Annotated in this window: 26 protein-coding genes; 15 read left to right on the forward strand and 11 right to left on the reverse strand. The window is 75.9% G+C overall.

The annotated features are described in order from the left end of the window. Positions 1-31 precede the first annotated feature (31 nt). The 10 genes from CR165_RS13300 to flgF form a co-directional block, all read right to left on the reverse strand. Entirely contained in the window at positions 32-1,696 is a 1,665-nt protein-coding gene (locus CR165_RS13300; protein WP_146201902.1) for an EAL domain-containing protein, read from the reverse strand. Next, positions 1,689-2,426 carry a flagellar type III secretion system pore protein FliP gene (gene fliP, locus CR165_RS13305; RefSeq protein ID WP_109517490.1) on the reverse strand — a complete coding sequence of 246 codons (738 nt, stop codon included), beginning with the start codon at positions 2,424-2,426 and terminating at the stop codon, positions 1,689-1,691. Before fliP ends, CR165_RS13300 begins: the two co-directional genes overlap by 8 nt. Continuing rightward, positions 2,426-2,734 carry a flagellar biosynthetic protein FliO gene (locus CR165_RS13310; protein ID WP_109517491.1) on the reverse strand — a complete coding sequence of 103 codons (309 nt, stop codon included), beginning with the start codon at positions 2,732-2,734 and terminating at the stop codon, positions 2,426-2,428. The genes fliP and CR165_RS13310 overlap by 1 nt, the downstream gene beginning before the upstream one ends. 160 nt (positions 2,735-2,894) lie before the next feature. Further along, the gene (locus CR165_RS13315) at positions 2,895-3,284 is read right to left on the reverse strand and encodes a hypothetical protein (protein ID WP_109517492.1); all 390 of its coding nucleotides are present in this window, start codon (positions 3,282-3,284) and stop codon (positions 2,895-2,897) included. Beyond that, positions 3,281-3,640, reverse strand: coding sequence for a rod-binding protein (locus CR165_RS13320; RefSeq protein ID WP_245906395.1), 360 nt, complete (start codon positions 3,638-3,640; stop codon positions 3,281-3,283). The genes CR165_RS13315 and CR165_RS13320 overlap by 4 nt, the downstream gene beginning before the upstream one ends. A 23-nt stretch (positions 3,641-3,663) precedes the next feature. Beyond that, positions 3,664-4,791, reverse strand: a complete 1,128-nt coding sequence (locus CR165_RS13325; protein ID WP_109517493.1) for a flagellar basal body P-ring protein FlgI — start codon at positions 4,789-4,791, stop codon at positions 3,664-3,666. 11 nt (positions 4,792-4,802) lie between these two features. Beyond that, on the reverse strand, positions 4,803-5,528 hold the full coding sequence (gene flgH / locus CR165_RS13330; RefSeq protein ID WP_109517494.1) for a flagellar basal body L-ring protein FlgH: 726 nt from the start codon (positions 5,526-5,528) through the stop codon (positions 4,803-4,805). 52 nt (positions 5,529-5,580) lie between these two features. Beyond that, entirely contained in the window at positions 5,581-6,570 is a 990-nt protein-coding gene (gene flgA / locus CR165_RS13335) for a flagellar basal body P-ring formation chaperone FlgA (protein WP_109517495.1), read from the reverse strand. Next, positions 6,570-7,355, reverse strand: a complete 786-nt coding sequence (flgG, locus tag CR165_RS13340) for a flagellar basal-body rod protein FlgG (protein ID WP_109517496.1) — start codon at positions 7,353-7,355, stop codon at positions 6,570-6,572. The genes flgA and flgG overlap by 1 nt, the downstream gene beginning before the upstream one ends. A gap of 82 nt (positions 7,356-7,437) precedes the next feature. Beyond that, positions 7,438-8,178, reverse strand: a complete 741-nt coding sequence (flgF, locus tag CR165_RS13345) for a flagellar basal-body rod protein FlgF (RefSeq protein WP_109517497.1) — start codon at positions 8,176-8,178, stop codon at positions 7,438-7,440. 215 nt (positions 8,179-8,393) lie between these two features. Between flgF and CR165_RS13350 the strand changes: the two genes are divergently transcribed. From CR165_RS13350 to CR165_RS13410, 13 genes are all read left to right on the forward strand, one after another. Then, positions 8,394-8,891, forward strand: a complete 498-nt coding sequence (locus CR165_RS13350) for a flagellar basal body-associated FliL family protein (protein WP_109517498.1) — start codon at positions 8,394-8,396, stop codon at positions 8,889-8,891. Further along, a complete protein-coding gene (gene fliM, locus CR165_RS13355) occupies positions 8,888-10,090 on the forward strand; it encodes a flagellar motor switch protein FliM (RefSeq protein ID WP_109517499.1) in 1,203 nt (400 codons plus the stop codon). The genes CR165_RS13350 and fliM overlap by 4 nt, the downstream gene beginning before the upstream one ends. Then, a complete protein-coding gene (locus CR165_RS13360) occupies positions 10,087-10,605 on the forward strand; it encodes a DUF6468 domain-containing protein (RefSeq protein WP_109517500.1) in 519 nt (172 codons plus the stop codon). Before fliM ends, CR165_RS13360 begins: the two co-directional genes overlap by 4 nt. Continuing rightward, entirely contained in the window at positions 10,602-11,378 is a 777-nt protein-coding gene (locus CR165_RS13365; protein ID WP_109517501.1) for a MotE family protein, read from the forward strand. Before CR165_RS13360 ends, CR165_RS13365 begins: the two co-directional genes overlap by 4 nt. A gap of 40 nt (positions 11,379-11,418) precedes the next feature. Further along, positions 11,419-11,805, forward strand: coding sequence for a chemotaxis response regulator CheY (locus tag CR165_RS13370; RefSeq protein ID WP_109517502.1), 387 nt, complete (start codon positions 11,419-11,421; stop codon positions 11,803-11,805). Beyond that, complete coding sequence (locus tag CR165_RS13375; protein ID WP_109517503.1) at positions 11,798-12,337, forward strand: protein phosphatase CheZ; 540 nt, start codon at positions 11,798-11,800, stop codon at positions 12,335-12,337. Before CR165_RS13370 ends, CR165_RS13375 begins: the two co-directional genes overlap by 8 nt. Positions 12,338-12,351: 14 nt before the next feature. Next, positions 12,352-15,567 (forward strand): hypothetical protein, encoded by a 3,216-nt coding sequence (locus CR165_RS13380; protein WP_109517504.1) that lies wholly within the window; start codon positions 12,352-12,354, stop codon positions 15,565-15,567. Between the two features lie 70 nt (positions 15,568-15,637). Then, positions 15,638-16,033 carry a flagellar basal body rod protein FlgB gene (locus CR165_RS13385; RefSeq protein WP_109517505.1) on the forward strand — a complete coding sequence of 132 codons (396 nt, stop codon included), beginning with the start codon at positions 15,638-15,640 and terminating at the stop codon, positions 16,031-16,033. 15 nt (positions 16,034-16,048) lie between these two features. Further along, entirely contained in the window at positions 16,049-16,459 is a 411-nt protein-coding gene (gene flgC / locus CR165_RS13390; RefSeq protein WP_109517506.1) for a flagellar basal body rod protein FlgC, read from the forward strand. Next, on the forward strand, positions 16,456-16,770 hold the full coding sequence (locus CR165_RS13395) for a flagellar hook-basal body complex protein FliE (RefSeq protein WP_109517507.1): 315 nt from the start codon (positions 16,456-16,458) through the stop codon (positions 16,768-16,770). Before flgC ends, CR165_RS13395 begins: the two co-directional genes overlap by 4 nt. Before the next feature lie 103 nt (positions 16,771-16,873). Next, entirely contained in the window at positions 16,874-17,149 is a 276-nt protein-coding gene (locus tag CR165_RS13400) for a flagellar biosynthetic protein FliQ (protein WP_109517508.1), read from the forward strand. Continuing rightward, the gene (locus tag CR165_RS13405) at positions 17,146-17,922 is read left to right on the forward strand and encodes a flagellar biosynthetic protein FliR (protein ID WP_109517509.1); all 777 of its coding nucleotides are present in this window, start codon (positions 17,146-17,148) and stop codon (positions 17,920-17,922) included. The genes CR165_RS13400 and CR165_RS13405 overlap by 4 nt, the downstream gene beginning before the upstream one ends. 10 nt (positions 17,923-17,932) lie before the next feature. Then, the gene (locus tag CR165_RS13410; protein ID WP_109517510.1) at positions 17,933-18,991 is read left to right on the forward strand and encodes an EscU/YscU/HrcU family type III secretion system export apparatus switch protein; all 1,059 of its coding nucleotides are present in this window, start codon (positions 17,933-17,935) and stop codon (positions 18,989-18,991) included. A 16-nt stretch (positions 18,992-19,007) separates the two neighbouring features. Here the strand turns inward: CR165_RS13410 and CR165_RS13415 are convergent, their stop codons facing one another. Next, entirely contained in the window at positions 19,008-19,898 is an 891-nt protein-coding gene (locus CR165_RS13415; RefSeq protein ID WP_109517511.1) for a LysR family transcriptional regulator, read from the reverse strand. Between the two features lie 192 nt (positions 19,899-20,090). On the opposite strand from CR165_RS13415, the gene CR165_RS13420 reads away from it, so the two are divergent. Both CR165_RS13420 and CR165_RS13425 read left to right on the forward strand, forming a co-directional pair. Continuing rightward, a complete protein-coding gene (locus CR165_RS13420) occupies positions 20,091-21,014 on the forward strand; it encodes a ring-cleaving dioxygenase (RefSeq protein ID WP_109517512.1) in 924 nt (307 codons plus the stop codon). Between the two features lie 11 nt (positions 21,015-21,025). After that, positions 21,026-21,637: an alpha/beta hydrolase gene (locus tag CR165_RS13425; RefSeq protein ID WP_109517513.1), complete on the forward strand. Its 612-nt coding sequence runs from the start codon at positions 21,026-21,028 to the stop codon at positions 21,635-21,637. Positions 21,638-21,749 lie beyond the last annotated feature (112 nt).

The following is a 21,749-nucleotide window of genomic DNA, read 5'->3' on the forward strand; positions in this document are numbered from 1 at the left end:
GCAAATGTTAACCGCATGCGTCCGGCTCCGCTCACTCGGCCTGCAGGGCGCGGCCGCTGAGATGCCCCGGCAGCCGGCCGGGCCGGCCGAACAGCCAGCCCTGGCCGTAGCGGGCGCCGAAGCCCAGCGCCACGGCGGCATCCGCCTCGGTCTCGATCCGCTCCGCCACCACCTCGGCGCCGAGGGCATGGGCCAGCTCCACCAGCGCGGTGACGAAGGCGCGGTCCTCGGCGCGGGCGGGGCCGTCCAGCCCGGTGACGAGCCGGCCATCCAGCTTCACCAGCGCCGGGCGCAGCAGGCGGAGATAGCTCAGCCCCGCCGCGCCGGCGCCGAAATCATCGACGCAAAGCACCACGCCACGCTCGCGCAGGGCGGAGCAGGTGGCGGCGGCGGCCACCTCGTCCTCGATCTCGGCGGTCTCCGTCACCTCCAGCAGCAGGCGGCGCCGCAGCGCCGGCGGGGTGGCGTCGAGCAGCGCCAGCAGCCGGGCGCGGAAGCCGCCATCCTGCAGCGACAGTCCGGAGATGTTGCAGGCCAGGCGCAACGCCGTGTCGCCCTGCTCCATCGCCAGCAGGGTGGACTGCACCACGGCCAGGTCGAGCTCCACTGCCAGCCCCAGCATCTCCGCCAGGGTGACGAAATCCTGCGGGCTGTGCGGCACGCCGGGCTCGCCGGGCCAGGGGCGGATCAGCGCCTCGTAATGCGCCGCCGGCCGGCCCTCGCGGCCGAGTGCGACGATGGGCTGGTAGGCCAGGGAGAAGCGGCGGCCGGCGACGGCGCGGCCGAGCGCCGCGCTGCGCCGGCCGGCGGCGGCGACGAAGCCGTGCAGCCCCTCCTCGAACCCCGCTCTTGCCAGGGCCGCGGCCCCCCCCTGCGCGAAGGTGCCGAGCGCCAGACGCAGCGCGCGCACCGCCTGCGGCCCGCTCAGCCCGGCCGACTCGGGGTCCGCCAGCGGCAGGGTCTGGGCCGAGACGGCCGCCCCCGACAGACCGGCGGCGCCGAGGATGGCCTGCAGCCGCTCCACCACCGCGCCGAGGCTGGCATCGCCGGCGGGGCCGAGCACGCCGAAGCGCCCCGGCGCCAGCTGCGCCGCCACGCCATCCGGGCCGGCATGGTCGGCCAGGGCGGCGGCCACGTCGCGCGCCAGGGCGGGGCGGGGGGAGATCCGCCCGTCGGCGCCGGAGAGTTCCATCAGCGACAGCACGGTGCCGGCCTCGCCCTCCCGCAATGTCGCCTCGGCGCGGCGGGCCAGCAGGCCGGGCTCGCCAGGGGCGGGAGAAGGCGCCGGCGCAGGGCAGGGCTCCGCCGCCTGCGGCATGGCCATCGGCTCGGGCAGGGCGGTGAAGCACAGCGCCAGCCGCGCCCCGGGCAGGCGCAGCCCGTTGAGCAGCTGGGGCGGATGTCCGGGGCAGGCCAGCCGCAGCACCAGCGGCGGCAGCCGGCCCTCGGCGGCCAGCCGCGCCAGGGCACCCTCCAGCCCCGGGCGGTCTTCCGGCGCCACCAGGGCGCGCAGCGGCCCGCCCAGCGCCGCCGTGCCCAGCCGCGGCAGCAGCGTGCCCGCCAGGAAGGCGATCTGGCCGCCGGGGTCGGTCTCCACCATCAGCCCGACGGCGGCGAAGGCGAAGGCGGCGAGGCGGTCGGGGCCGGCCTCGTCCGTGGCGGCGGAAGGCGGCGGCCGCAGCGCCGTCTCAGCCACCACCGGCGAAGCCCTGCACCAGGCTGCCCGAGACCAGCCGCCAGCCATCGACCATGACGAAGAACACCAGCTTGAAGGGCAGCGAGATGGTGGGGGGCGGCAGCATCATCATGCCGAGGCCCATCAGCACGCTGGCCACCACCAGGTCGATGATGAGGAAGGGCAGGAACAGCAGGAAGCCGATCTCGAAGGCGCGGCGCAGCTCGCCCACCATGAAGGCGGGCACCAGGGCGCGCCAGGGCGTCTGCTCCGGCGCGGCCACCTCGGGCATGCGGCCAAGCTCCAGGAAGAGCGCGATGTCCTCATCCCGCGCATTGGCCAGCATGAAGCCGCGGAACGGCTCGGCGGCGGCGCGCAGCCCGGCCATCTCCTCGATCTGCCCGGCCGCCATGGGCTGCAGCCCCTGGCTCCAGGACTGCTCCAACACCGGCTGCATGACGAAGAAGGTGAGGAACAGCGACAGCCCGATCAGCACCGGGTTGGGCGGGATGCCGGGCGCGCCGAGGGCGCTGCGCAGCAGCGACAGCACGATGGCGATCCGCGCAAAGGCCGTGGCCATCACCAGCAGCGAGGGCGCCAGCGAGAGCAGGCCGATCAGCGCCGTGAGCTGCACGAGTCGCGCGGTGGCCCCGGCGCCGCCCGCCCCCAGGTCGAGATTGAGGCTCTGCGCCAGGGCCGGGACCGGCAGCAGGGCGAGGGCAAGCGCCAGGAAGACGGCAAGGCGGCGCATCAGCGTGGCTCCGCTGCGGCGCCGGCGCCGGCGCCGGGCGTGGCGCTGAGCAGCAGGTCCTGCGGGCCGCCGGTCAGCACCAGCAGCTCGCGCCCGTCGCAGCGCAGCAGCAGCAGGCGGCGGCGCGGGTCGATCGGCAGGCTCTCCAGCAGGGCCAGGCGGCGCGGCGCGGCGCCGCTCCCCCGGCGGCCGGCAGCCGCCAGGCCAGGCGCCAGGCCCAGGCGGCGCACCACCTGGCCGGCCAGCACGACCAGACCCAGCACCACCACCAGCGCCACCAGGGCACTCAGCGCCAACTCGGAGTTCATCGCGGCACCGGCCTCCTGCCTCGCCCAGACCGCCCCGCGGAAGGGAGCCGGCGGGGCGGCCTTCTGCCGCGCCGCGGCTGCGGGACGGCGGGAAGGGAGCAAGAAGCCGTTGACGTGTTGTTAACGGTTCTCGCGATCCGGAGAGAACCGTCTCCCGCGCTCAGGCCCGCAGGGAGAGCGCCAGGGGTGCCGCGCCGGCAGTTCCCGCAGGGCCGTAGCCCTGCGTGGCGGACGCCGCCTGCCCGGCGGCGCGCGCCATGGTCTCGATCACCCGCGCCTGCACGGCCAGGGCCTGCTGCAGCATGGCGCGGTTGGCCTCGACACCCGCCCGCAGCCGGTCCACCAGCAGGGCGAGGTCGGCGGCCACCGGCCGCAGCGCCTCGGGCGGGATGGCGGCGCGGGCCGCCAGGAAGGCCTCCAGCGCCGCCTGCTTCGCCCCCCCCAGGGTGGCGGCGGCGGCGAGGTCGCGCGCCGCCAGGGCGCGGGTCTCGGCCTCCAGCGCCGCGGCCAGGTCCAGCGCGGCGCGCTCCAGCGTGGCGATGGCGCTCATCGGCCGCTGCCTCCCGCCGGGGCCTGCGGCCCGAGCTGGGAACCGACCTGCGGGCCGGCCTGTGCCTCCGCCTGCAGGCGCTGCATCTCGGCCAGCACCGCGGCGCCGAGTCCCACGCCGCCGGCCTTGGCCATGGCGCGGCCGAACTGCTCCACCAGCATCGGGCGCCACTGCGCCTCGGCATTGCCGCCGCCGAAAGGGCCGTCGGTTGCCAGGGTCTCGAACATCGGCTGCAGCAGGGCGCCGAGCACCTGGGCCTCGAAGGCCTCGGCGGCGCGGCGCTGCGCCGCCTCGGTGCCGCCGCGCGGCGCGGCGGGCGCGGCGAGCGGCGACAGGGCGGGGAGGGGCTGGGTCATGCGGTCTCCCATGGCGGTGTGGCTCACCGGACCTCCAGATCGGCCTGGAGGGCGCCGGCGGCCTTGATGGTCTGCAGGATGGAAATCATGTCGCGCGGGCCGATGCCGAGGTTGTTCAGCCCGCGCACCAGCTCGTCGAGCGAGACGCCGCCGCGCAGCACGCTGAGCCGGCGCTCGGACTGGTCGTCGATCTCGATGCCGGTGCGCGGCACCACCACCGTCTCGCCGTTGGAGAGCGGCCCGGGCTGGCTCACCTGCGGCGCCTCGGTGACGCGGATGGCGAGGTTGCCCTGGGCGATGGCGACCGTGCTGATGCGCACATCCGCCCCCATGACGATGGTGCCGGAGGCTTCCTCGATCACCACCCGCGCGCGCTGGTCGGGCTCGACGCGGAGCTGCTCGATCTCGGTCGCGAACCCCACCGGGTCCCGCCCCGCGAGGGAGACGACGACGGTGCGCGGATCCGTCGCGCTGGCCGCGCCGGCGCCGGCCAGGCGGTTGATGGCGTTGGCGATGCGGCGGGCCGTGGTCAGGTCCGGGTTGCGGAGCGAGAGGCGGAGCTGGGACTTGCCGGCGAAGGCATAGGGCACCTCGCGCTCGACGATGGCGCCGTTGGCGATGCGCCCCGAGGTCGGCACCCCGCGCGTGACGGAGCTGGCGGCGCCCCGCGCGGCGATGGCGCCGGTGGCCAGCGCGCCCTGCGCCACGGCATAGACCTCGCCATCGGCGCCGAGCAGCGGCGTCACCACCAGCATGCCGCCGGTGAGGTTGGTGGCGTCGCCCAGCGCCGAGACGGTGATGTCGATGCGCGTGCCGGTGCGCATGAAGGGCGGCAGGTTCGCCGTCACCATCACCGCCGCCACGTTGCGCGTGTCGAGCTGCCGCTCCTGGTCGCGCGTGTTGACGCCGAGCCGCTCCAGCATGCCGATCAGCGATTGCCGGGTGAAGACGGCGGTGCGCAGCCGGTCCCCCGTGCCGTTCAGCCCGACCACGAGCCCGTAGCCGACGAGCTGGTTGTCGCGCACGCCCTCGATGTCGGCGATGTCCTTGACGCGCATGCCGAAGCCGGCGCCGCGCTGGGCCAGGGCGGGCGCGGCGGCGAGGAAGGCCAGCAGCAGGAGCAGGAGAAGCGTGGGGGCGAGGCGGCGCATCACGGGGCGCCTCAGAACGGCAGCACGATGTCGAGGAACTGCTGGCCGTAGCGCGGCGTCTGCACGTCGCTCACCGTGCCGCGGCCGCCATAGGCGATGCGCGCCTCGGCCAGCCGGTCGTGCCGCACCGTGTTGTCGCTGCCGATGTCCTGCGGGCGGGCAATGCCGCTCACCTGCAATTCGCGCAGCTCGTGGTTCACCCGCACCTGCTGGCGGCCGGCCACCACCAGGTTGCCGTTGGGCAGCATCTGCACCACCGTCGCGGCGACGCGCAGCGTGACGCTCTCCGTCCGGTCGATGGACCCCTCGCCGCGGCTGACCGAGCCGCTCTCGGCGGTCAGCAGGTTGCCGCCGGCGGCGGCGCCGGGCAGCCGGGTCTGGTAGCCGAACAGGCGCGGCAGGCCGAGATCCTCGCTGTTGGTGCGGCTGCGCTCGGTGCTGTTCTCCAGCCGCGCGCGGTCCTGGATCTGCACCAGCAGCGTGACGAGGTCGCCCACCTGGGCGGCGCGCTGGTCGCGCAGGAAGGTGCGGCTGCCGGGGCGCCAGAGGCTGTTGCCCTCGGCCACCGGCGCGGCGGGGGGCGGCATCGGCATCGAGATCTGCCGCCAGGCCGGCGCGGCGGTCGGGCTTTCCATCGGCGCCATCTCGGGCGCGCGGCCGATCTCGGAGAGGCGCGAGAAATTGTCGCAGGCGGCGAGGCCGAGCAGCAGCGGCAGCAGGCGGAGGGAGCGGGACATGACCAGGATTTTTCCGGTGCAGATTCAGGGGGCGGCGTCGGGTTCGGGCGCGTCAGGGCCAGGCGGCGCGGCGGGGCGGCACGGCGGCGGTCGGGGCGGGCAGGGGGCCGAGGGCACGGGCGCGGTCCGGGCCCAGCACCTCGGCCAGCACCGTGGCGCCGGTCGCCAGGTTCAGCACGGTGATCGTGGCGCCCGGCGCGCCATCCTCCAGCGCGCGGCCCTGCACGGTGATGGACAGGCCCGGGGCGTCGTGCAGCAGCAGCACGGGCGCGTCCTTTCGCAGCGCCGGCGGCGGCGCGAGATCGGCCAGCGGCACGGGCTGGCCGGCGCGCAGCGCCCGCTCCAGCCGCAGCCCCGCCACGGCCTCGACGCGCTCGGCCATGCCGGGGCGCACCTTTTCGGCCGGCAGGCGCTGGGGGCGCAGGTCGCGCGCCGAGAGCACCTCGCCGGCCCGCAGCGGCCGGGTGGCCACCACCACACCGCGCATGGCCAGCACGCGGCCGGCGAGCCGCTGGCGCAGCGTCGCCATGCCATCCGCCAGCACCACCAGCGTGGCGGCGAAGCGCTGGCCGGCGGCATCGTACTCCACCGCCTCCAGCGCCAGGCGCGGCGCCTCGCCGCCGGCGGGCACCATGGGCGGCTGGTAGCCCGGCAGGTCGATGTCGAGGGAAGGGTCGGCGCCGCGCGTGGCCAGCTCGGCGCGCAGCACCGCCTCCACCTCCTCCAGCGCCAGCGGGCGGCCGGGGCGCTCCACCACCACGCGCTCGTCGCCGGCGAGCGGGGTCCAGCCCAGCCCGTAGTCGCGTGCGATGACGGCGAGCTGCGATGCCTCCACCACGAAGCGCCGTCCCGGTGCGGGGGCGGGGCCGAGCGGCTGGCCGGCGCGCGGGCCCGCCTCCTCGAACAGGTCGCCCAGCGTCACCGTGCCGCCCTCCACCAGCGCCAGCGGGCGCGGCTGCGGCACGCCCTGTCCCCGCGCGGGCAGCGGCGCGGCGAGCAGCAGCAGGGCCAGGGCAGGGGCCAGGGCGGCGGCGCGGCGCATCAGCGCAGCCGGGTCAGCGTCGAGAGCATCTCGTCGCTGGTGGTGATGACCTTGCTGTTCATCTCGTAGGCGCGCTGCGCGGTGATCAGGTTGGTGATCTCCTGCACCACGTTGACGTTCGAGGTCTCGATGAAGCCCTGCAGCACCTGGCCGTAGCCCACCGCGCCGGCGGCGCCGAGCTGCGCCTCGCCGGAGGCGGGGGTGGCGAGGAACAGGTTGTCGCCCGTCGCCTCCAGCCCGCCCTCGTTGGGGAAGATGGCGAGCTGGACCTGGCCGACATTCTGCGGCTCCACCTGCCCGTCCAGCTTGGCCAGCACCTCGCCGGCGGCGTTGATCGTCACGTCGCGCGCGGCGGCGGGCACCGCGATGCCCTGGCCCACCGGGAAGCCGTCCGGCGTGACGATGATGCCCTCCGGCGAGAGGGCGAAGGTGCCGGCGCGGGTATAGGCCGTCTCGCCCGAGGGGAGCTGCACGGGAAAGTAGCCATTGCCGCGGATGGCGAGGTCGAAGCGGTTCTCGGTCTGCGACAGGTTGCCCTGCTCGCTGATGCGGTAGATGGCGCCGGTGCGCACGCCGAGGCCGAGCTGCGCGCCGGCGGGCAGCACCGTGCCCTGCTCGCTGCTCTGCGTGCCGGTGCGGCGCAGGTTCTGGTAGATCAGGTCCTGGAACTCGGCGCGGCGGCGCTTGTAGCCCGTCGTGCTCATGTTCGCGATGTTGTTCGAGATCACCTCGACATTGGTCTGCTGCGCGAGCATGCCCGTGCCGGCGACGTGGAGGCTACGCATGGTCGTTTTCCTTCTCCGGTGGGCTGCTGTTCAGCGGCGGCGCGGGATGCGCGTGGTCATTGGCGGCGCAGGACGCGCGTGATCATCGGCGGCGCAGGATGCGCTCGACGGCGCTCTGCACCCGCTCGCCTTCCTTCTCGGCGAACTGGGCGGCGAACTGGAACTCGCGCAGCTCGGCGGTCAGCCGCGTCAGCTCCAGCACGGGCCTGACATTGCTGCCCTCCACCGCGCCCTGCACCACGGCCGCGCGCTCCACCGGCTGCGGCGCCGCCTCGGGCGGCGCGACGTAGAGCCGGTCGCCCTCCGCCTGGAGGAGCTGCGGGTTGGCGAAGTTGACGACGCGCAGCCGCCCCACCGGCCCGGCCTCGGTGGCCAGCGTGCCGTCACCGGCGATCTCGATGCGCGCCGCGCCCTGCGGGATCACCAGCGGCGCGCCCTCGGCATCCAGCACGGCGTGGCCGGCGGCATCCACCACGCCGCCCTCGGGCGAGAGGGCGAAGCGGCCGGCGCGGGTGTAGCGCTCGCCATCCGGCGTCTGCACGGCGAAGAAGCCTTCGCCGGTCAGCGCCAGGTCCAGCGGGTTGCCGGTCGTCTGCAGCGGCCCGGGCGAGAAGTCCCGCCAGGTGGCGCGGTCCTGCGCGAAGGCGACGGGGCGGCCGCCCAGCGCGCCGGCGCCGTCCCGCCCGGCCAGCTGGGTCGCGAACACCGTCTGGCTCGCCTTGAAGGCGGGCGTGTCGGCATTCGCCACGTTGGCGGCGAGCCCATCCGTCGCCCGCCGCTGCGCGGCGAGGCGGGAGAGGACGATGTAGCCCGGCATGTCCATCGTGGCGCGGCTCCTGCGGTTCGGCCGGTCCGGGCTCCGCAAGCGGCGTGCCAGGGGCGGCATCGGCGCGGGGCGGCCTGGAAAGAGGCCTGCCGCGCCGATGCAGAGGGCTACCGGGCAATTGTTGCCAGGAAGTTGAGGCAATTTTTGCCGGGCAAGGAGCCGTTAACAGGTGCCCGCTAATCCCCGCTGCATTCCAGGATGGAGTGGGCGCCATGAGTGGCGGCGCGCGGGGCGAGAAGGCCCCAAAGGAAAAGACAGGTGGCGGGCGGCGCAAGGCCGTGCTGCTGGCGGCCGCGGCGGTGCTGCTGCTGGGCGGCGGCGGCGCGGGCGCGTGGCTCGGCGGGCTGCTGCCATGGCCGGCTCCCTGGCCGGGCGCGGCCGCGCCGGCCGAGGCCAAGGCGGCGCCTCCGGTCTTCGTGGAGGTGCCGGACATCATCGCCAACCTCAACACCGCGGCACGGCGGCAGACCTTCATCAAGCTGCGCGCCAAGCTGGAGGTGGAGGGCCCCGCCCAGGCGGCGGCGCTGCAGGCCTCGATGCCGCGGCTGCTCGATATCTTCACCACCTATCTGCGCGAGACCCGGCCGGAGGAGCTGCGCGGCAGCGCCGGCACCCACCGGCTGCGCGAGGAGATGATGGCGCGCGCCAACGTCGCCGCCGCCCCCGTGCGGGTGACGGACGTGCTGTTCGTCGAACTGGTGATGCAATGAGCGGCGCGCCGGAGCAGCCCGCCGAGGATGACTGGGCCGCCGCGCTGGCCGAGGCAGGCGGCGACGCGGCGCCGGAGCGGGGGCTGGAACGGGGGCCGGAACAGGCGCCAGAGCAGGCACCGGGCCAGGCGCCGGAGGCCGGCGATGGCTGGGGCGAGGCGCTGGCCGAGGCCGTGGCCCCCGCCATGTCCCCGCCCGAGCCGACCCGGGTGCTGAGCCAGGCCGAGATCGACAGCCTGCTCGGCTTCGGCGACGGCGAGGAGACGGCGGAGGACACCACCTCGGGCATCGAGAAGGTGATCGCGCGCGGGCTGGTCTCCTACGAGCGCCTGCCGATGCTGGAGATCGTCTTCGACCGGCTGGTGCGCATCATGTCCACCAGCCTGCGCAACTTCACCTCGGACAATGTCGAGGTGTCGATCGAGGGCATCAACAGCCTGCGCTTCGGCGACTACCTGAACTCCATCCCGCTGCCGGCCATGCTGGTCGTCTTCAAGGCGGAGGAGTGGGACAATTACGGCCTCGTCGTCGTCGATTCGGCGCTGATCTACTCGGTGGTGGACGTGCTGCTGGGCGGGCGGCGCGGCACCTCGCCGATGCGCATCGAGGGCCGGCCCTACACCACCATCGAGCGCGGGCTGATCGAGCGGATGGTGGAGGTGGTGCTGCAGGACCTCTCCGAGGCCTTCGGGCCGCTCGCCGAGGTGCGCTTCCGCTTCGAGCGGCTGGAGGTGAACCCGCGCTTCGCCGCCATCAGCCGCGCCAGCAACGCCGCGGTGCTGACCCGCATGCGCGTCGACATGGAAAGCCGCGGCGGCCAGATCCAGCTGCTGATGCCCTACGCCACGCTGGAGCCGGTGCGCGAGCTGCTGCTGCAGCAGTTCATGGGCGAGAAGTTCGGCCGCGACTCGATCTGGGAGACGCACCTGGCCGAGGAGCTGCGGCAGACCGAGGTGGCGCTCGACGTGGTGCTGGACGAGCAGGCGATGAACCTCGCCGACGTGGTCGGCCTGCGCGTGGGCGACCGGATCACCCTCGGCGTCGGCCCCGGCGCGCCGGTGCGGCTGCGCTGCGGCGACGTGCCGCTCTTCGAGGGCAAGGTGGGCGGGCACAACGGCAAGCTGGCGGTGCGCATCGCCCGCACCATCCCGCGCGGCCCGGCGGCACGCGGCGCCATGGAGGGGGAGGGAGCGCGATGACGACGCTGGAATGGGTGCTGCAGGGCGCGCTGGCGCTCGGCCTGCTGGTGGCGCTGCCCGTGGCGGTGCGGCTGGAGCGCGCCCTCACCGGGCTGCGCCGCGACCGCGAGGCGATGGCCGCCAGCATGAAGGGCTTCGCCGAGGCGACGCGCGAGGCGGAGGGCGCCACGCTGCGGCTGCGCGCCGCCGCCGACAGCGCCGGCCGCGGCATGGCGGAGCAGACCGCGAGCGCCCAGGCGCTGCGCGAGGATCTCCGCTTCCTTGTCGAGCGCGCGGAGGGGCTGGCGGACCGGCTGGATGCCGCCATCCGCCAGGCGCGCGGCACCGCGCCGGCGGCCGCCCGCCCGGCCCCGTCCCCGGTCCCGTCGCCGGTCCGGTCCCCGGTCCTGTCCCCGGCGCACGCCATCCCGCACCCAGCGGCCCCGCCATCCCTGGCCGAGGAGGAGCCGGCCATGCCGCGCACCCGTGTGGAGCACGAGCTGTTGCAGGCCCTGATCCGGAAGCGCGTCTCGTGAGCGCCGTGCTCGCGCTGCGCGCGCTGATGCTGGGCGGCGGGCTGCTGCTGGGCGTGAAGGGCCTCGGCATGGCCGGTGCCTGGGGCGGGGCGGCCGGCTCGCTGGGAGGCAGCCCCGCCCAGGCGGCGGCGCCGGCCAATGCCATGCCCGGCAGGGTCATGCCCGCCGGGGACGCGCCGGCCGGGCCGCCGCCCCGGCTGCTGCCGGTGCGCGCCGCCCAGGCGGCCGCGCCCATGGCCGCCGGCACCATGGACCCGCCGCCCGCCCTTTCGCCGCGCCGGGCCGCGCCGGAGCCGCCGGCGCCCCACCAGCCCGCCGGCCGCGCGCCCGCCGCCGCCCCGGCGGAGCCGCCTCCCGCAGCCGCGCCCTCGGACGAGGCGCTGGCCCGCGCGCTCCGCGCCCGCCGCCTGCAGCTCGACGAGCGCGAGCAGGCGATGGCAACGCGCGAGGCGGTGCTGGCGGCGGCCGAGAAGCGGCTGCAGGCGCGCATCGATTCGCTCTCCACCCTGCAGGCGCGCATCGAGGCCAGCGAGCGCGCCACGCAGGAGCGCGAGGCGGCGCACTGGGGCAGCCTGGCCCGGCTCTACGAGACCATGCGCCCGCGCGAGGCGGCGATGATCTTCAACGAGCTGGAGCTGCCGATCCTCGCGCAGATCGTCAACCGCATGCGCGAGCAGAAGGCCGCCCCCGTGTTCGGCGCCATGGACCCCGAGCGCGTGCGCGCCCTGACCTCGGAGCTGGCGCGCATGCGCGCCGCCCGCCCCGCGCTCTGAGCCCCCATCACCCCCAGCCGGCAGGACCCACCTTTCCGCCATGACCATCGACCGCAACATCAAGGTGCTCGTCGTCGACGACTACAAGACGATGACGCGCATCATCCGCAACCTGCTGAAGCAGATCGACTTCCACGACGCCGACGAGGCGGCCGACGGGCACGAGGCGCTGGCCAAGCTGCGCTCCGGCAATTTCGGCCTGGTCATCAGCGACTGGAACATGGCGCCGATGACCGGCCTCGAGCTGCTGAAGGAGGTGCGCGCCGACGCCCGGCTGAAGCACCTGCCCTTCATCATGGTCACGGCCGAGAGCAAGACGGAGAACGTCGTCGCCGCCAAGCAGGCGGGCGTCTCCAACTACATCGTCAAGCCGTTCAACGCCGAGACGCTGCGCGAGAAGATCGAGAAGGTGATGGCGCATGTCTGACACGAAGGACGCCATCGCCAAGGACGCCATCGCAGGCCTGCGCGGCGACCTGACGGCCACCGCCGCCTCGCTGCTGCAGGAGCTGGAGGGGCTCGGCCGCATCATCGCCACGGCGCGCGCCGAGGTGGCGGCGCTGCGGGCCGACGGCATCGACGAGAGCGTCATCCCGAGCGCGACCGACGAGCTGGCCGCCATCGTCAGCCACACCGCGCAGGCGACGCACGAGATCCTCGATGCCTGCGAGCAGCTCGAGACCATGGCCGGTGCCGCCCCGGCGCAGGCCGAGGCGCTGGTGGCCGCCACCACGCGCATCTACGAGGCCTGCGCCTTCCAGGACATCACCGGGCAGCGCATCGCCAAGGTGGTGACGGCGCTGCAGGCGATCGAGCAGCGCATCGGCCGCACCCGCGCCAGCTTCGCGGAGGAGGCCCAGCTGCTGCGGCAGGCGCCGCCCTCCACCGGGCTGCTGAACGGTCCGCAGCTGCCGGGCAACGCCATCAGCCAGTCCGCCATCGACGCGCTGTTCGACTGAGGATCCGCCGCGCCATGCCCCGGTCCGCCTCCACCCTGGCCCTGGCCCTGCTGCTCGGCGGCGGCGCGCTGCTGCCGGCGGCGCCGCCGCTGCGCGCCGCGGCCGGGCCCGGCGCCCCCGCGGTGGTTCCCCTGGCCGTGCCGGTGCGGGCCGGCGTGCATCCGGGCATGGGGCGCGTGGTGTTCGACTGGCCGGAGGCGCCCGGCTACTCGCTGGTGCAGGAAGGCGAGATGGTCGACCTGCGCTTCGGCACGGTGGTCCGCCTGGGGCTGGGCGGCGTGGTGGCGAAGCCGCCGCCGAATGTCCTGCGGGTGGAGCCGGTGCCGGGCGGGCTGCGGCTGCATCTGCGTCCCGGCGCCCGGCTGCGCCACTACCTGCTTGGCCCGCGCCTGGTGCTGGATGTGCTGGACCCGCCTGGCGCCAGCCCCACCCTGCCGCCGCGCCGCGTGGCTGAGCCCGCCCCGTCCCAGCCCGCCCCGTCCCAGCCCGCCCCGTCCCAGCCCGCCGTATCCCAGCCCGCCGCGTCCCAGCCTGCCGTGTCCCAGGCCGCTCCTTCGGCCGGGCCTGCCCGGGCTGAACCCGGTGCCGGCGCGCCTCCGGCCCTGGCCAGGCGGGAGGAGGCGGCACTGGCCGCCATTGCGGCCCTGGCCAGGCAGGCCGAAGCACCTGCCGCGCCCGCGCCGGTCCCGCACCCCGCCATGGCGGCAGGAGACGCCGCCAGCCTGCCGGCGGAGGCGCCAGGCCCGTCCGTGCCAGGCCCGTCCGCCATGCCCAGCCCATCGCCCCCGCTGGCCGCTGCTTCGGCCACGGGTGCAGCGCCAGCCATTTCCCTCGCCGCGCCGCAGCCGGTGCCGCAGCCGGCGCCCCAGGCGGAGCCGCCCCGGCCGCAGCCCGTTCCGCCGCGGCCGCTGGCGCCCGCCTCCCTGGGCGGGTCGCCCACCGCCGATGCCCTGGCCCGGGCGGCCGCTCCGCTCCCGCGCGCAGCCGCGCCGCGGCCGGCGCCCCTGGCGCTGCCCTTTCCGGCCGGCACCGCCGCCGCCGCCCTGCTGCGCGGCGATTCCCTGCTGCTCGCCTTCGACAGCCCGCAGCCGCCCGATGCCGCCACGCTGCGGCGCCTGGCCGCCGCGCTTGGCCCCGTGGAAGTGATGGAGGTGCCCGGCAGCACCGTGCTGCGCCAGCGCAAGGTGCGCCACCCCGCGCAGCTCCGTGCCACGCCGGAAGGCGGCTGGGCGCTGTGGCCCGAGGACGCCGGAGCACCCGCCGCCCCCGCCGTGCAGGCCCGGCACGAGGCGGGCCCGGCGGAGGGCCAGCCCCGCCTGCTGCTGCGCGCTGAGGGTGCCGGCCGCGTCATCGCCGTGCCCGACCCGGCCGGCGACGGCCTGCTGCTGCTGGGCCTGGTGGCCCCGCCCGGTGCCGCCCTGCACGGCGCGCAGCAGCACGCGCCGTTCGACCTGCTGCCCACCCAGGCCGGCGTGGCGCTGGCGGTGCGCTCCGACCTGGTGACGCTGCGTTCGGTCCCGGAGGGCTTTGCCGTGCCCCTGGCGCGCGGCGGTGCCCTGGCGCTGCAGCCGGCACCCGCGGGCGAGACCCTGCTGGCGCTGCCGGACGAGCCTGTTTCCGCCCTGCTGGCCCGCCGCCACGCCGCCTTCAACGCGGTGGCCGCCGCGCCCTCCCTGGCGCGCGGGCCGCTGCGCTTGGCGCTGGCCGAGTCGCTGCTGGCGCTCGGGCTGGGGGTGGAGGCGCAGGCCCTGACCACCCTCGCCGTGACCGAGGACCCCCGCCTGGCCAGCGAGCCCCGTGCCATCCTGCTGTCCGGCGCCGGCGCCCTGCTGGCCGGCCGGGCGGAGGAGGCGGCGGCCGCGCTGGAGGATGCCCGCCTGCCGGCGGCGCAACAGGATGTGCGGCTGTGGCGCGCCCTGGCCGGGCTGCGCGATGATGAGCTGGCCCCGGAATCCGAGGCGGCGCTGCGGGAGGTGGAGGCCACGGCCCCGCTGCTGCGCGCCTGGCCGGAGGCCCTGCGCCGCCGCCTTCTGCCGCTGGCGGCGCGCAGCCTGGCCGGGCAGGGCCGGGCCGATACGGCCGCGGCGCTGCTGAGGGACCTGCCGGACGGCGAGGCCGCCACGCCCGGCATCGCCTATGCCCGCGCCCGCATCGCCGAGGCGCAGGGCGACCATACGGCCGCGCTGGCCGCCTATGGCTCCCTGGCCGAGGGGCGGGACCGCGACCTGCGCGCCCGGGCCATCGGCCGCATGGCGGAGCTGCGCCTCGCCGCCGGCGAGACCGATCCGGCCGGGGCGGCCGCCGCGCTGGCCGCCGGCATCGCCGCCTGGCGCGGCGATGAGCGGGAGCTGTCGCGCCGCCTGCGCGCCGCCGCCCTGTACCGCGAGGCGGGGCAGGCCGAGGCGGCGCTGGAGCTGCTGGAGGAGACCCTCGCCCTGTTCCCCGACGCCGCGCCGCAGATCGCCGCGCTGCGCGACGCGGCGGCGATGCAGCGCCTCGTCCAGCCCGGCCTGCCGGCGCTGGAGGCGGCACAGCGGCTGGAGGCGGAGATGCAGACCCTGCCCGCAGGCCCCGCCCTGGACGCGGCGGCGCTGCGCGTGGCCGACGGCCTCGCGGGGCTGGACCTGCATGCCCAGGGCGCCGCGCTGCTGCGCCAGGCCGCGCTGCGCAGCGCGCAGCCGGCGCCGCTGCGGCTGCGCGAGGCCGAGCTGCTGGTGAGCGCGGGGGAGGGTGCCGGCGCCCTGGCCGCGCTGCGCGCCGCCCCGGGGGAGGAGGAGGAGGACGATGTCCGCAGGGAGATGACGGAGGCGCGTGCCCTGGCCCTGTCCGGCGATGCCGCGGGCGCCGAGGCCGCGCTACGCGGGCTGGGCGCGGCCGGCGCCGCGCGCCTGGCCACCCTGCTGGCCGAGCGGAAGGACTGGACGGGCGCCGCCGCGGCGCTGGCGCGGCATGCCGCCGCCAGCCTGCCGGCCGCGCCCGCGCCGCTCGACGAGGCGCAGCGGCGCCTGCTGCTGCGCCTGGCCGCCTACCAGGCCCTGGCGGGCGACGAGGCGGGCCTCGCCGCCCTGCGCGCCAGCTACGGGCCGCGCCTGGCCGGCGGGCCGCTGGCCGAGGCCTTCTCGGCCCTCGCCGCCGAGGCGCCGCGCCCGGGCCTGCCCGATCTCGACCGGCTCCGCCGCGAGGTGGCGATGGGGCAGGCGCTCTCCGAGCAGCTGCGCAGCCTGCGCTGAGGCGGCGCGCCGAGCCGGCAATCACCATCCCGTTAACATGGCGGTCGCAAAGCCGGGGCAGCGTGCCGCCATGAGCGTCTCCCGACCCATCCCCGCCGATCCGCTGGCCCTGGCCGGGCAGCGCCTGCACTGGCTGGAGCAGCGGCAGCGCGTGCTGGCGCAGAACATCGCCAATGCCGACACGCCCGGCTACCAGCCGCGCGACCTCACGCCCTTCGCGCAGGCGCTGGGGCGGGCCACCGCGTCGGGCGGCCTGGCGCGCACCGATCCGCGCCACATGGTCTCCTCCACCGGCGGCACCGCGCGCACCGACCGCGCCGCGGCCGAGCGCAGCCCGAACGGCAATGCCGTGGCGCTGGACCAGCAGGCGCTGAAGGTGGCCGAGACCGACCAGGCGCACGCCCTGGCGCTCGGCCTGCGCCGCAGCTGGGCCGGGCTGTACCGCACCGCCCTCGGGCGCAGCTGATAAGGACCGGGCAGCATGGATCTCGACCGCGCGCTCAACGTCTCCGCCGCCGGCATGGCGGCACAGTCGGCCCGGCTGCGGGTGGTGGCGGAGAACCTCGCCAACCGCGACAGCACCGGCACCACGCCCGGCGCCGATCCCTACCGGCGCAAGACCCTCACCTTCGAACGCACGCTCGACCGCGCGACGGGGGTGGAGACGGTGCGGGCCGGGCGCACCGGCACCGCGCCGGGCGAGTTCCCCGAGCATTACGACCCGCACCACCCGGCCGCCGATGCGCGCGGCTATGTCCGCACGCCGAACGTGGACAGCCTGATCGAGGTGATGGACATGCGCGAGGCCCAGCGCAGCTACAGCGCCAACCTCTCCGTGCTGGAGACGACGCGCGGGATGCTGATGCGCACCATCGAGGCGCTGCGCTCGTGAGCGCGCCGCTCTCCGGCCTCGCCGCCTACCGCGCGATGGGCGCGCAGGGCGCGGCGGCGGTGCTGCCGCAGGCTTCCGCCTCCTCCGCCGCGCAGGGCGGCTTCGGCGCCATGCTGGAGCGGGCGATGGAGGGCGCCGTGCAGGCCACCCGCACCGCCGACGCCACCAGCGTGCAGGCGCTGACCGGACAGGCCGGCGTGACCGATGTGGTGCTCGCCGTCTCCCGCGCCGAGCTGGCGCTGCAGACCACCGTGGCGCTGCGCGACCGCGTGGTCTCCGCCTACCAGGAGATCATGCGCATGCCGATCTGACGGGCCACGGGCCCGTCCCGCGGCGCCGGTCTCCTGCCGGCGCCCCTACCCCTTCGCACGGGCCGCAGGACGCGGCCGGCAGCCGCAGGAGGCGGCACAGGCGATGGACAGCGATATCGTGACCCTGGCCGGGCAGCAGGCGCTCTGGACGGCGTTGCTGGTGGGCGGGCCGATGCTGGTGGTGCTGCTGGTGGTCGGCCTGGCCGTGGCCGTGCTGCAGGCCCTGACGCAGATTCAGGAGGCGGCGCTGGCCTTCGTGCCGAAGCTGGTGGCGCTGGCGGTGGTGCTGCTGGTGGGCGGGCCGATGGCGGCCGGCGCGCTGCGCGGCTTCACCGAGGAGATCTTCGCGCAGGTCGTGGCCGTCGGCGGGCTGCGGTGAGCGAGGCCGAGTGGCTCGGCCAGCTGCCGCTGCTGGCCTTCCAGGCGGCGCTGCTGATGGCGCGCATCGGCGCCTGCGGCATGGTGCTGCCAGGGCTGGGCGAGGCCGATGTGCCGGCCACGCTGCGGCTCGGGCTGGCGCTCGCCGTGGTGGCGCTGCTGCTGCCGGTGCTGGCACCCGGCCTGCCGCCGGAGCCGGCGGGCATCGGCGGCCTGGCCGCGCTGGTGGCCACCGAGGTGGCCGTGGGGCTGTGGCTGGGCTGGCTGGCACGGCTGGCCAGCTTCGCGCTGGTCACGGCGGGGCAGGCCATCGGCTTCCTCATCGGCCTGTCCAGCCTGCTGGGGCAGGACCCTGTGCAGGGCGCGCAGGGCCTCGCCACGGGGCGGCTGATGGGGATGGCCGCCGCCATCCTGGCGCTGAGCACCGGCCTCTACGCCCTGCCGCTGCGGGCGCTGGCCGAGAGCTACGCGCTGCTGCCGGCCGGCGCGCCCTTGCCCGCCGGCCCGGCGGCCGAGGCGGTGGTGGCGGCCACCGCCGGCAGCTTCGCGCTGGCCATGCGGCTGGCGGCGCCGCTGCTGCTGCTGGCCGTGCTGCTGCAGGCCGGCAGCGGGCTGCTCGCCCGCGCCGCGCCGCAGGCGCAGATCTTCGTCATCGCCGCGCCGGCGCAGACGCTCGCCGGCATCGCGCTGCTGGCGGCGCTGCTGCCGCTGATCCTGGAGCACTGGCTGGCCGCCGCCCAGGCCGCCTTCTCCGTGCTGCCCGGGCTGGGCTGAGGCGGGCGCCATGGCCGAGGAGCAGGGCGATGCCGACGACAAGCAACTCGAGGCCTCGCAACGCCGGCTGGACCGCGCGCGCGAGCAGGGCGACGTGCCGCTGGCGCGCGAGGCGGTGCAGCTCGCCAGCCTGGCGGGCGGCGCGCTGGCGCTCGGCCTGCTCGGCCCGGCGCTGGGCCGCAGCCTGATCGAGGAGACGCGGGCGATCTTCGCCGGCGCGCACATGCTGCGCGCGGATGCGGCGGCGGCCTCGCTGCTGCGCGCCGCCCTGCCGCTGATGCTGGCCGTGGCCGCCATGGCGGCGCTCGGCGCCGTGGCGGCGACGCTGCTGCAGACCCGCCTCCTGGTCTCCGCCCAGGCGATGGCGCCGAAGCTCTCCAAGATCAGCCCGCTGGCCGGCGCCAAGCGGCTGTTCGGCCCGCATGGGCTGCAGGAGCTGGCGCGCGCGCTGCTGAAGCTCGGCGCCACGGGGCTGGCGCTGTGGTGGGTGGCGGCCGATGCGCTGCCGGCGCTGCGCGGCGTGCTGGCCGAGCCGCCCGAGGCGATGACGGCACTGCTGGCCGAGCTGCTGGGGCGGCTGGTGATGGCGGCGCTGGCGGCGCTGGCCGTGCTGGCGGCGGCGGATTTCCTGTGGGTGCGGCTGCGCTTCGCGCGGCGGATGCGGATGAGCCTGCAGGAGATGAAGGAGGAGATGAAGGAGAGCGACGGCGACCCGCATCTGCGCGCCAAGCGCCGCGCCAGGATGCTGGGCCGCCGCCGCCGCCGCATGCAGGAGGCGGTGCCGAAGGCCACGGTGGTGGTGACCAACCCGACACACTATGCCGTCGCCCTGGCCTATGACCGCGCGGCGGATGCGGCGCCGCGCGTGGTGGCGCGTGGCGTGGACGCCGCCGCCGCGCGCATCCGCCGCATCGCCGAGGCGCATGGCGTGCCGCTGGTGGCCAACCCGCCCCTGGCCCGCGCCCTCTACCGGCTGGAGGAGGAGGCGCCGATCCCGCCCGAGCATTTCCAGGCCGTGGCGGAGCTGATCGCGCTGGTGTGGCGGATGCGCGGCCCGGCGGCGCGCTGAGGCACGCCGCGCCGGGTCACGCCCCGCTCGCCTCGATCCGCGCCTTTTCGGCCGAGATCGCCTCGCCCAGATGGTCCATCACGGCGCGGATGCGCGGCGTCTGCCGCAGGTCCGGATGCGTGAGCAGCCAGAGCGTGCCGGCCATCTCCGGCACCGGCGCCGAGAGCCGCGCGAGGCCCGGCCAGGCATCCCCCGCGAAGCAGGGCAGGTGGCCGATGCCGAGCCCCGCCCGCACCGCATCCGCCATGGCCAGCACGCTGTCGAAGCGGCCGGCGATACGCTCCGGCGGCACACGCGCGGCGGCGCGGCGCTGGCGCCGCAGGCCGGCCAGGGCCTCGCCCGGCAGCACCCAGGGGGCGGTCTCCGGCGCCAGCCCGCCGCCGGCCGGGCCGTAGAGCGCCCAGGCGATGCGCGCCACGCGGCGGCCCACCAGAGTCTCCGGCGGCGCGTCGCTGGCGCGCAGCGCCACGTCGGCGTCGCGGCGGGAGAGGTTGGCGGCGGCGTTGCCGGTGACGATATCGAGCCGGATCGCCGGCTGCGCGGCGCGCAGCGTGGCCAGCATGGGCAGCAGCAGCCCGGCCAGCAGCAGGTCGCTGGTGGCCAGCCGCACCTCGCCCGAGGGCAGCGGCACCTGCCCCGCCAGGCGGCGCGTGACGGCGGTGATGTCCGCCTCCACCCGCGCGGCCAGGGCCGCCATCTCCTCGCCCGCCGGCGTCGCCACATAGCCGGCGCGGCGGCGCTCGAAGAGCGGGCAGCCGATCAGCGCCTCGATCTGCCCCAGCCGGCGGAAGGCGGTGGAGTGGTGCACCCCGAGCCGCGCCGCCGCCGCCGGCAGGTTGCCGGTGCGGGCGATGGCGTCGATCAGGCGGACATCATCCCAGGCGACGCCGCGCGGCGGTTCGGTCATGGCGCATCCTTCGCGGGCCGGGATTCATGGGCCGGGGCCGGCAGGCTAGCCCGCGCTGCGATGCAATTCCAGGCCACAAACTGCAAGGTTCCGATTGCATGGGCGCAATCAGGTTCCACTACCGCCCGCGCCTTCCGCCACCCATTCTGGGGTCAACCCGGTGCATCCCGCACCGCCAAGGAGACCCGGACCATGACCCGCAACGGCATCCACCACGTCACCGCCATCGCCGGAAAGGCGCGGCAGAACCTGGAATTCTACACCCGCACCCTGGGGCTGCGGCTGGTGAAGAAGACGGTGAACTTCGACGACCCCGGCGCCTACCACCTCTACTACGGCGACGCGGCGGGCAGTCCCGGCACCATCCTCACCTTCTTCCCCTGGGAGAACGCCGCCCCCGGCCGCGCCGGCACGGGCGAGCTGCAGGAGACGGTGTTCCGCGTGCCGCAGGCCTCGCTCGGCTACTGGACGCAGCGCCTGGTCAACCACGGCGTGCAGCGGACAGGGCGCCTCGGCGAGACGCTGCTCGCCTTCCGCGACCCGGATGGCATGCATCTGGCGCTCGTCGGCCTGCCCGGCATCGAGGCCGAGCCGGCCTGGGAGAATGGCGAGATCCCCGCCGAGCACGCCATCCGCGGCTTCCACGGCGTCTCGCTGCTGGTGGGCGACGCGGCGCCGACGGGCGCCATCCTCTCCGACGTCTTCGGCTTCGCGGCGGCGGGGCGGGAAGGGGAGACGCACCGCTTCCAGGTGCCGGGCATGGCGCTGGGCGGCATCGTCGACCTGCGCGTGGCGGCGGGGGCGGCGCCGGCGCGGCTGGGCCGCGGCTCGGTGCACCACCTGGCCTTCCGCGCCGCCGATGACGCGGCGGAGATGGACATGGTGCGGCGCCTGGCCGAGAACCACGGCATCCACACCACCGAGCAGAAGGACCGCAACTACTTCCGCTCGGTCTATTTCCGCGAGCCGGGCCATGTGCTGTTCGAGATCGCGACCGACGTGCCCGGCTTCGCGGTGGACGAGGCCCCGGCCGCGCTGGGCCAGGCGCTGAAGCTGCCGGGCTTCCTCGAAGGCCATCGCGTGGCCATCGAATCCGCCCTGCCGGCGCTCGGCTGAAGGAGGAGAGGATGGAAGGCTTCCAGTACCGCTTCGAGCCGGGCACCGACCCGGCTCTCCCCCCGCTGCTGCTGCTGCACGGCACCGGCGGCGACGAGCATGACCTGATCCCGCTGGGGCGGGAGGTGGCGCCGGGCGCGGCGCTGCTCTCCCCGCGCGGGCGGGTGCTGGAGCACGGCATGCCGCGCTTCTTCCGCCGGCTGGCGGAGGGCGTGTTCGACGAGGACGACCTGCGCGCGCAGGCGGCTGCGCTGGCCGGCTTCGTGGCGGCGGCGCGGGAGCAACACGGGCTGGCGGCGCCCGTCGCGCTCGGCTTCTCGAACGGGGCGAACATCGCGGCGGCGCTGCTGCTGCTGCACCCCGGCACGCTGGCGGGCGCCGCGCTGCTGCGCGCCATGCCGCCGCTGCGCCAGCCGCCCGAGGTGGCGCTGCCCGGCACGCCGGTGTTGATGCTTTCGGGTCAGGCGGATCCGATCATTCCGCCCCAGGGCAGCGCGGCGCTGGCCGCCACGCTGGAGGGCGCGGGGGCGGCTGTGATGCACCGCAGCCTGCCCACCGGGCACGGGCTGACACGCACCGATCTCGTGCTGACACGGGAGTGGCTGGAGAACGGCTTGAAGTGAAAGCTTCCTTCTTTTTCTGAAGAAAAAGAAGCAAAAAGACTTTTCGAGTTTGGCGCGGGGCATTTCAACATGCCGGCCAAACCCGAAAAAGTTTTTTGGTTCTTTTTTCCAA

The organism is Teichococcus aestuarii (assembly GCF_003116135.1).
In the GTDB taxonomy this organism is placed as follows: Bacteria; Pseudomonadota; Alphaproteobacteria; order Acetobacterales; family Acetobacteraceae; genus Pseudoroseomonas; species Pseudoroseomonas aestuarii.

Excerpts from the sequence above, each read along its gene's own strand:
- CR165_RS13415 (WP_109517511.1), bottom strand. The coding sequence starts at position 19,898 with ATGACCGAACCGCCGCGCGGCGTCGCCTGGGATGATGTCCGCCTGATC.
- CR165_RS13310 (WP_109517491.1), bottom strand. The coding sequence starts at position 2,734 with ATGAACTCCGAGTTGGCGCTGAGTGCCCTGGTGGCGCTGGTGGTGGTG.
- CR165_RS13380 (WP_109517504.1), top strand. The coding sequence starts at position 12,352 with ATGCCCCGGTCCGCCTCCACCCTGGCCCTGGCCCTGCTGCTCGGCGGC.
- fliP (WP_109517490.1), bottom strand. The coding sequence starts at position 2,426 with ATGCGCCGCCTTGCCGTCTTCCTGGCGCTTGCCCTCGCCCTGCTGCCG.
- CR165_RS13320 (WP_245906395.1), bottom strand. The coding sequence starts at position 3,640 with ATGACCCAGCCCCTCCCCGCCCTGTCGCCGCTCGCCGCGCCCGCCGCG.
- CR165_RS13400 (WP_109517508.1), top strand. The coding sequence starts at position 16,874 with ATGGACAGCGATATCGTGACCCTGGCCGGGCAGCAGGCGCTCTGGACG.
- fliM (WP_109517499.1), top strand. The coding sequence starts at position 8,888 with ATGAGCGGCGCGCCGGAGCAGCCCGCCGAGGATGACTGGGCCGCCGCG.
- flgG (WP_109517496.1), bottom strand. The coding sequence starts at position 7,355 with ATGCGTAGCCTCCACGTCGCCGGCACGGGCATGCTCGCGCAGCAGACC.
- CR165_RS13375 (WP_109517503.1), top strand. The coding sequence starts at position 11,798 with ATGTCTGACACGAAGGACGCCATCGCCAAGGACGCCATCGCAGGCCTG.
- CR165_RS13370 (WP_109517502.1), top strand. The coding sequence starts at position 11,419 with ATGACCATCGACCGCAACATCAAGGTGCTCGTCGTCGACGACTACAAG.
- flgA (WP_109517495.1), bottom strand. The coding sequence starts at position 6,570 with ATGCGCCGCGCCGCCGCCCTGGCCCCTGCCCTGGCCCTGCTGCTGCTC.
- CR165_RS13410 (WP_109517510.1), top strand. The coding sequence starts at position 17,933 with ATGGCCGAGGAGCAGGGCGATGCCGACGACAAGCAACTCGAGGCCTCG.
- CR165_RS13420 (WP_109517512.1), top strand. The coding sequence starts at position 20,091 with ATGACCCGCAACGGCATCCACCACGTCACCGCCATCGCCGGAAAGGCG.
- CR165_RS13425 (WP_109517513.1), top strand. The coding sequence starts at position 21,026 with ATGGAAGGCTTCCAGTACCGCTTCGAGCCGGGCACCGACCCGGCTCTC.
- CR165_RS13360 (WP_109517500.1), top strand. The coding sequence starts at position 10,087 with ATGACGACGCTGGAATGGGTGCTGCAGGGCGCGCTGGCGCTCGGCCTG.
- CR165_RS13325 (WP_109517493.1), bottom strand. The coding sequence starts at position 4,791 with ATGCGCCGCCTCGCCCCCACGCTTCTCCTGCTCCTGCTGCTGGCCTTC.
- CR165_RS13350 (WP_109517498.1), top strand. The coding sequence starts at position 8,394 with ATGAGTGGCGGCGCGCGGGGCGAGAAGGCCCCAAAGGAAAAGACAGGT.
- flgC (WP_109517506.1), top strand. The coding sequence starts at position 16,049 with ATGGATCTCGACCGCGCGCTCAACGTCTCCGCCGCCGGCATGGCGGCA.
- CR165_RS13385 (WP_109517505.1), top strand. The coding sequence starts at position 15,638 with ATGAGCGTCTCCCGACCCATCCCCGCCGATCCGCTGGCCCTGGCCGGG.
- flgF (WP_109517497.1), bottom strand. The coding sequence starts at position 8,178 with ATGGACATGCCGGGCTACATCGTCCTCTCCCGCCTCGCCGCGCAGCGG.
- flgH (WP_109517494.1), bottom strand. The coding sequence starts at position 5,528 with ATGTCCCGCTCCCTCCGCCTGCTGCCGCTGCTGCTCGGCCTCGCCGCC.
- CR165_RS13315 (WP_109517492.1), bottom strand. The coding sequence starts at position 3,284 with ATGAGCGCCATCGCCACGCTGGAGCGCGCCGCGCTGGACCTGGCCGCG.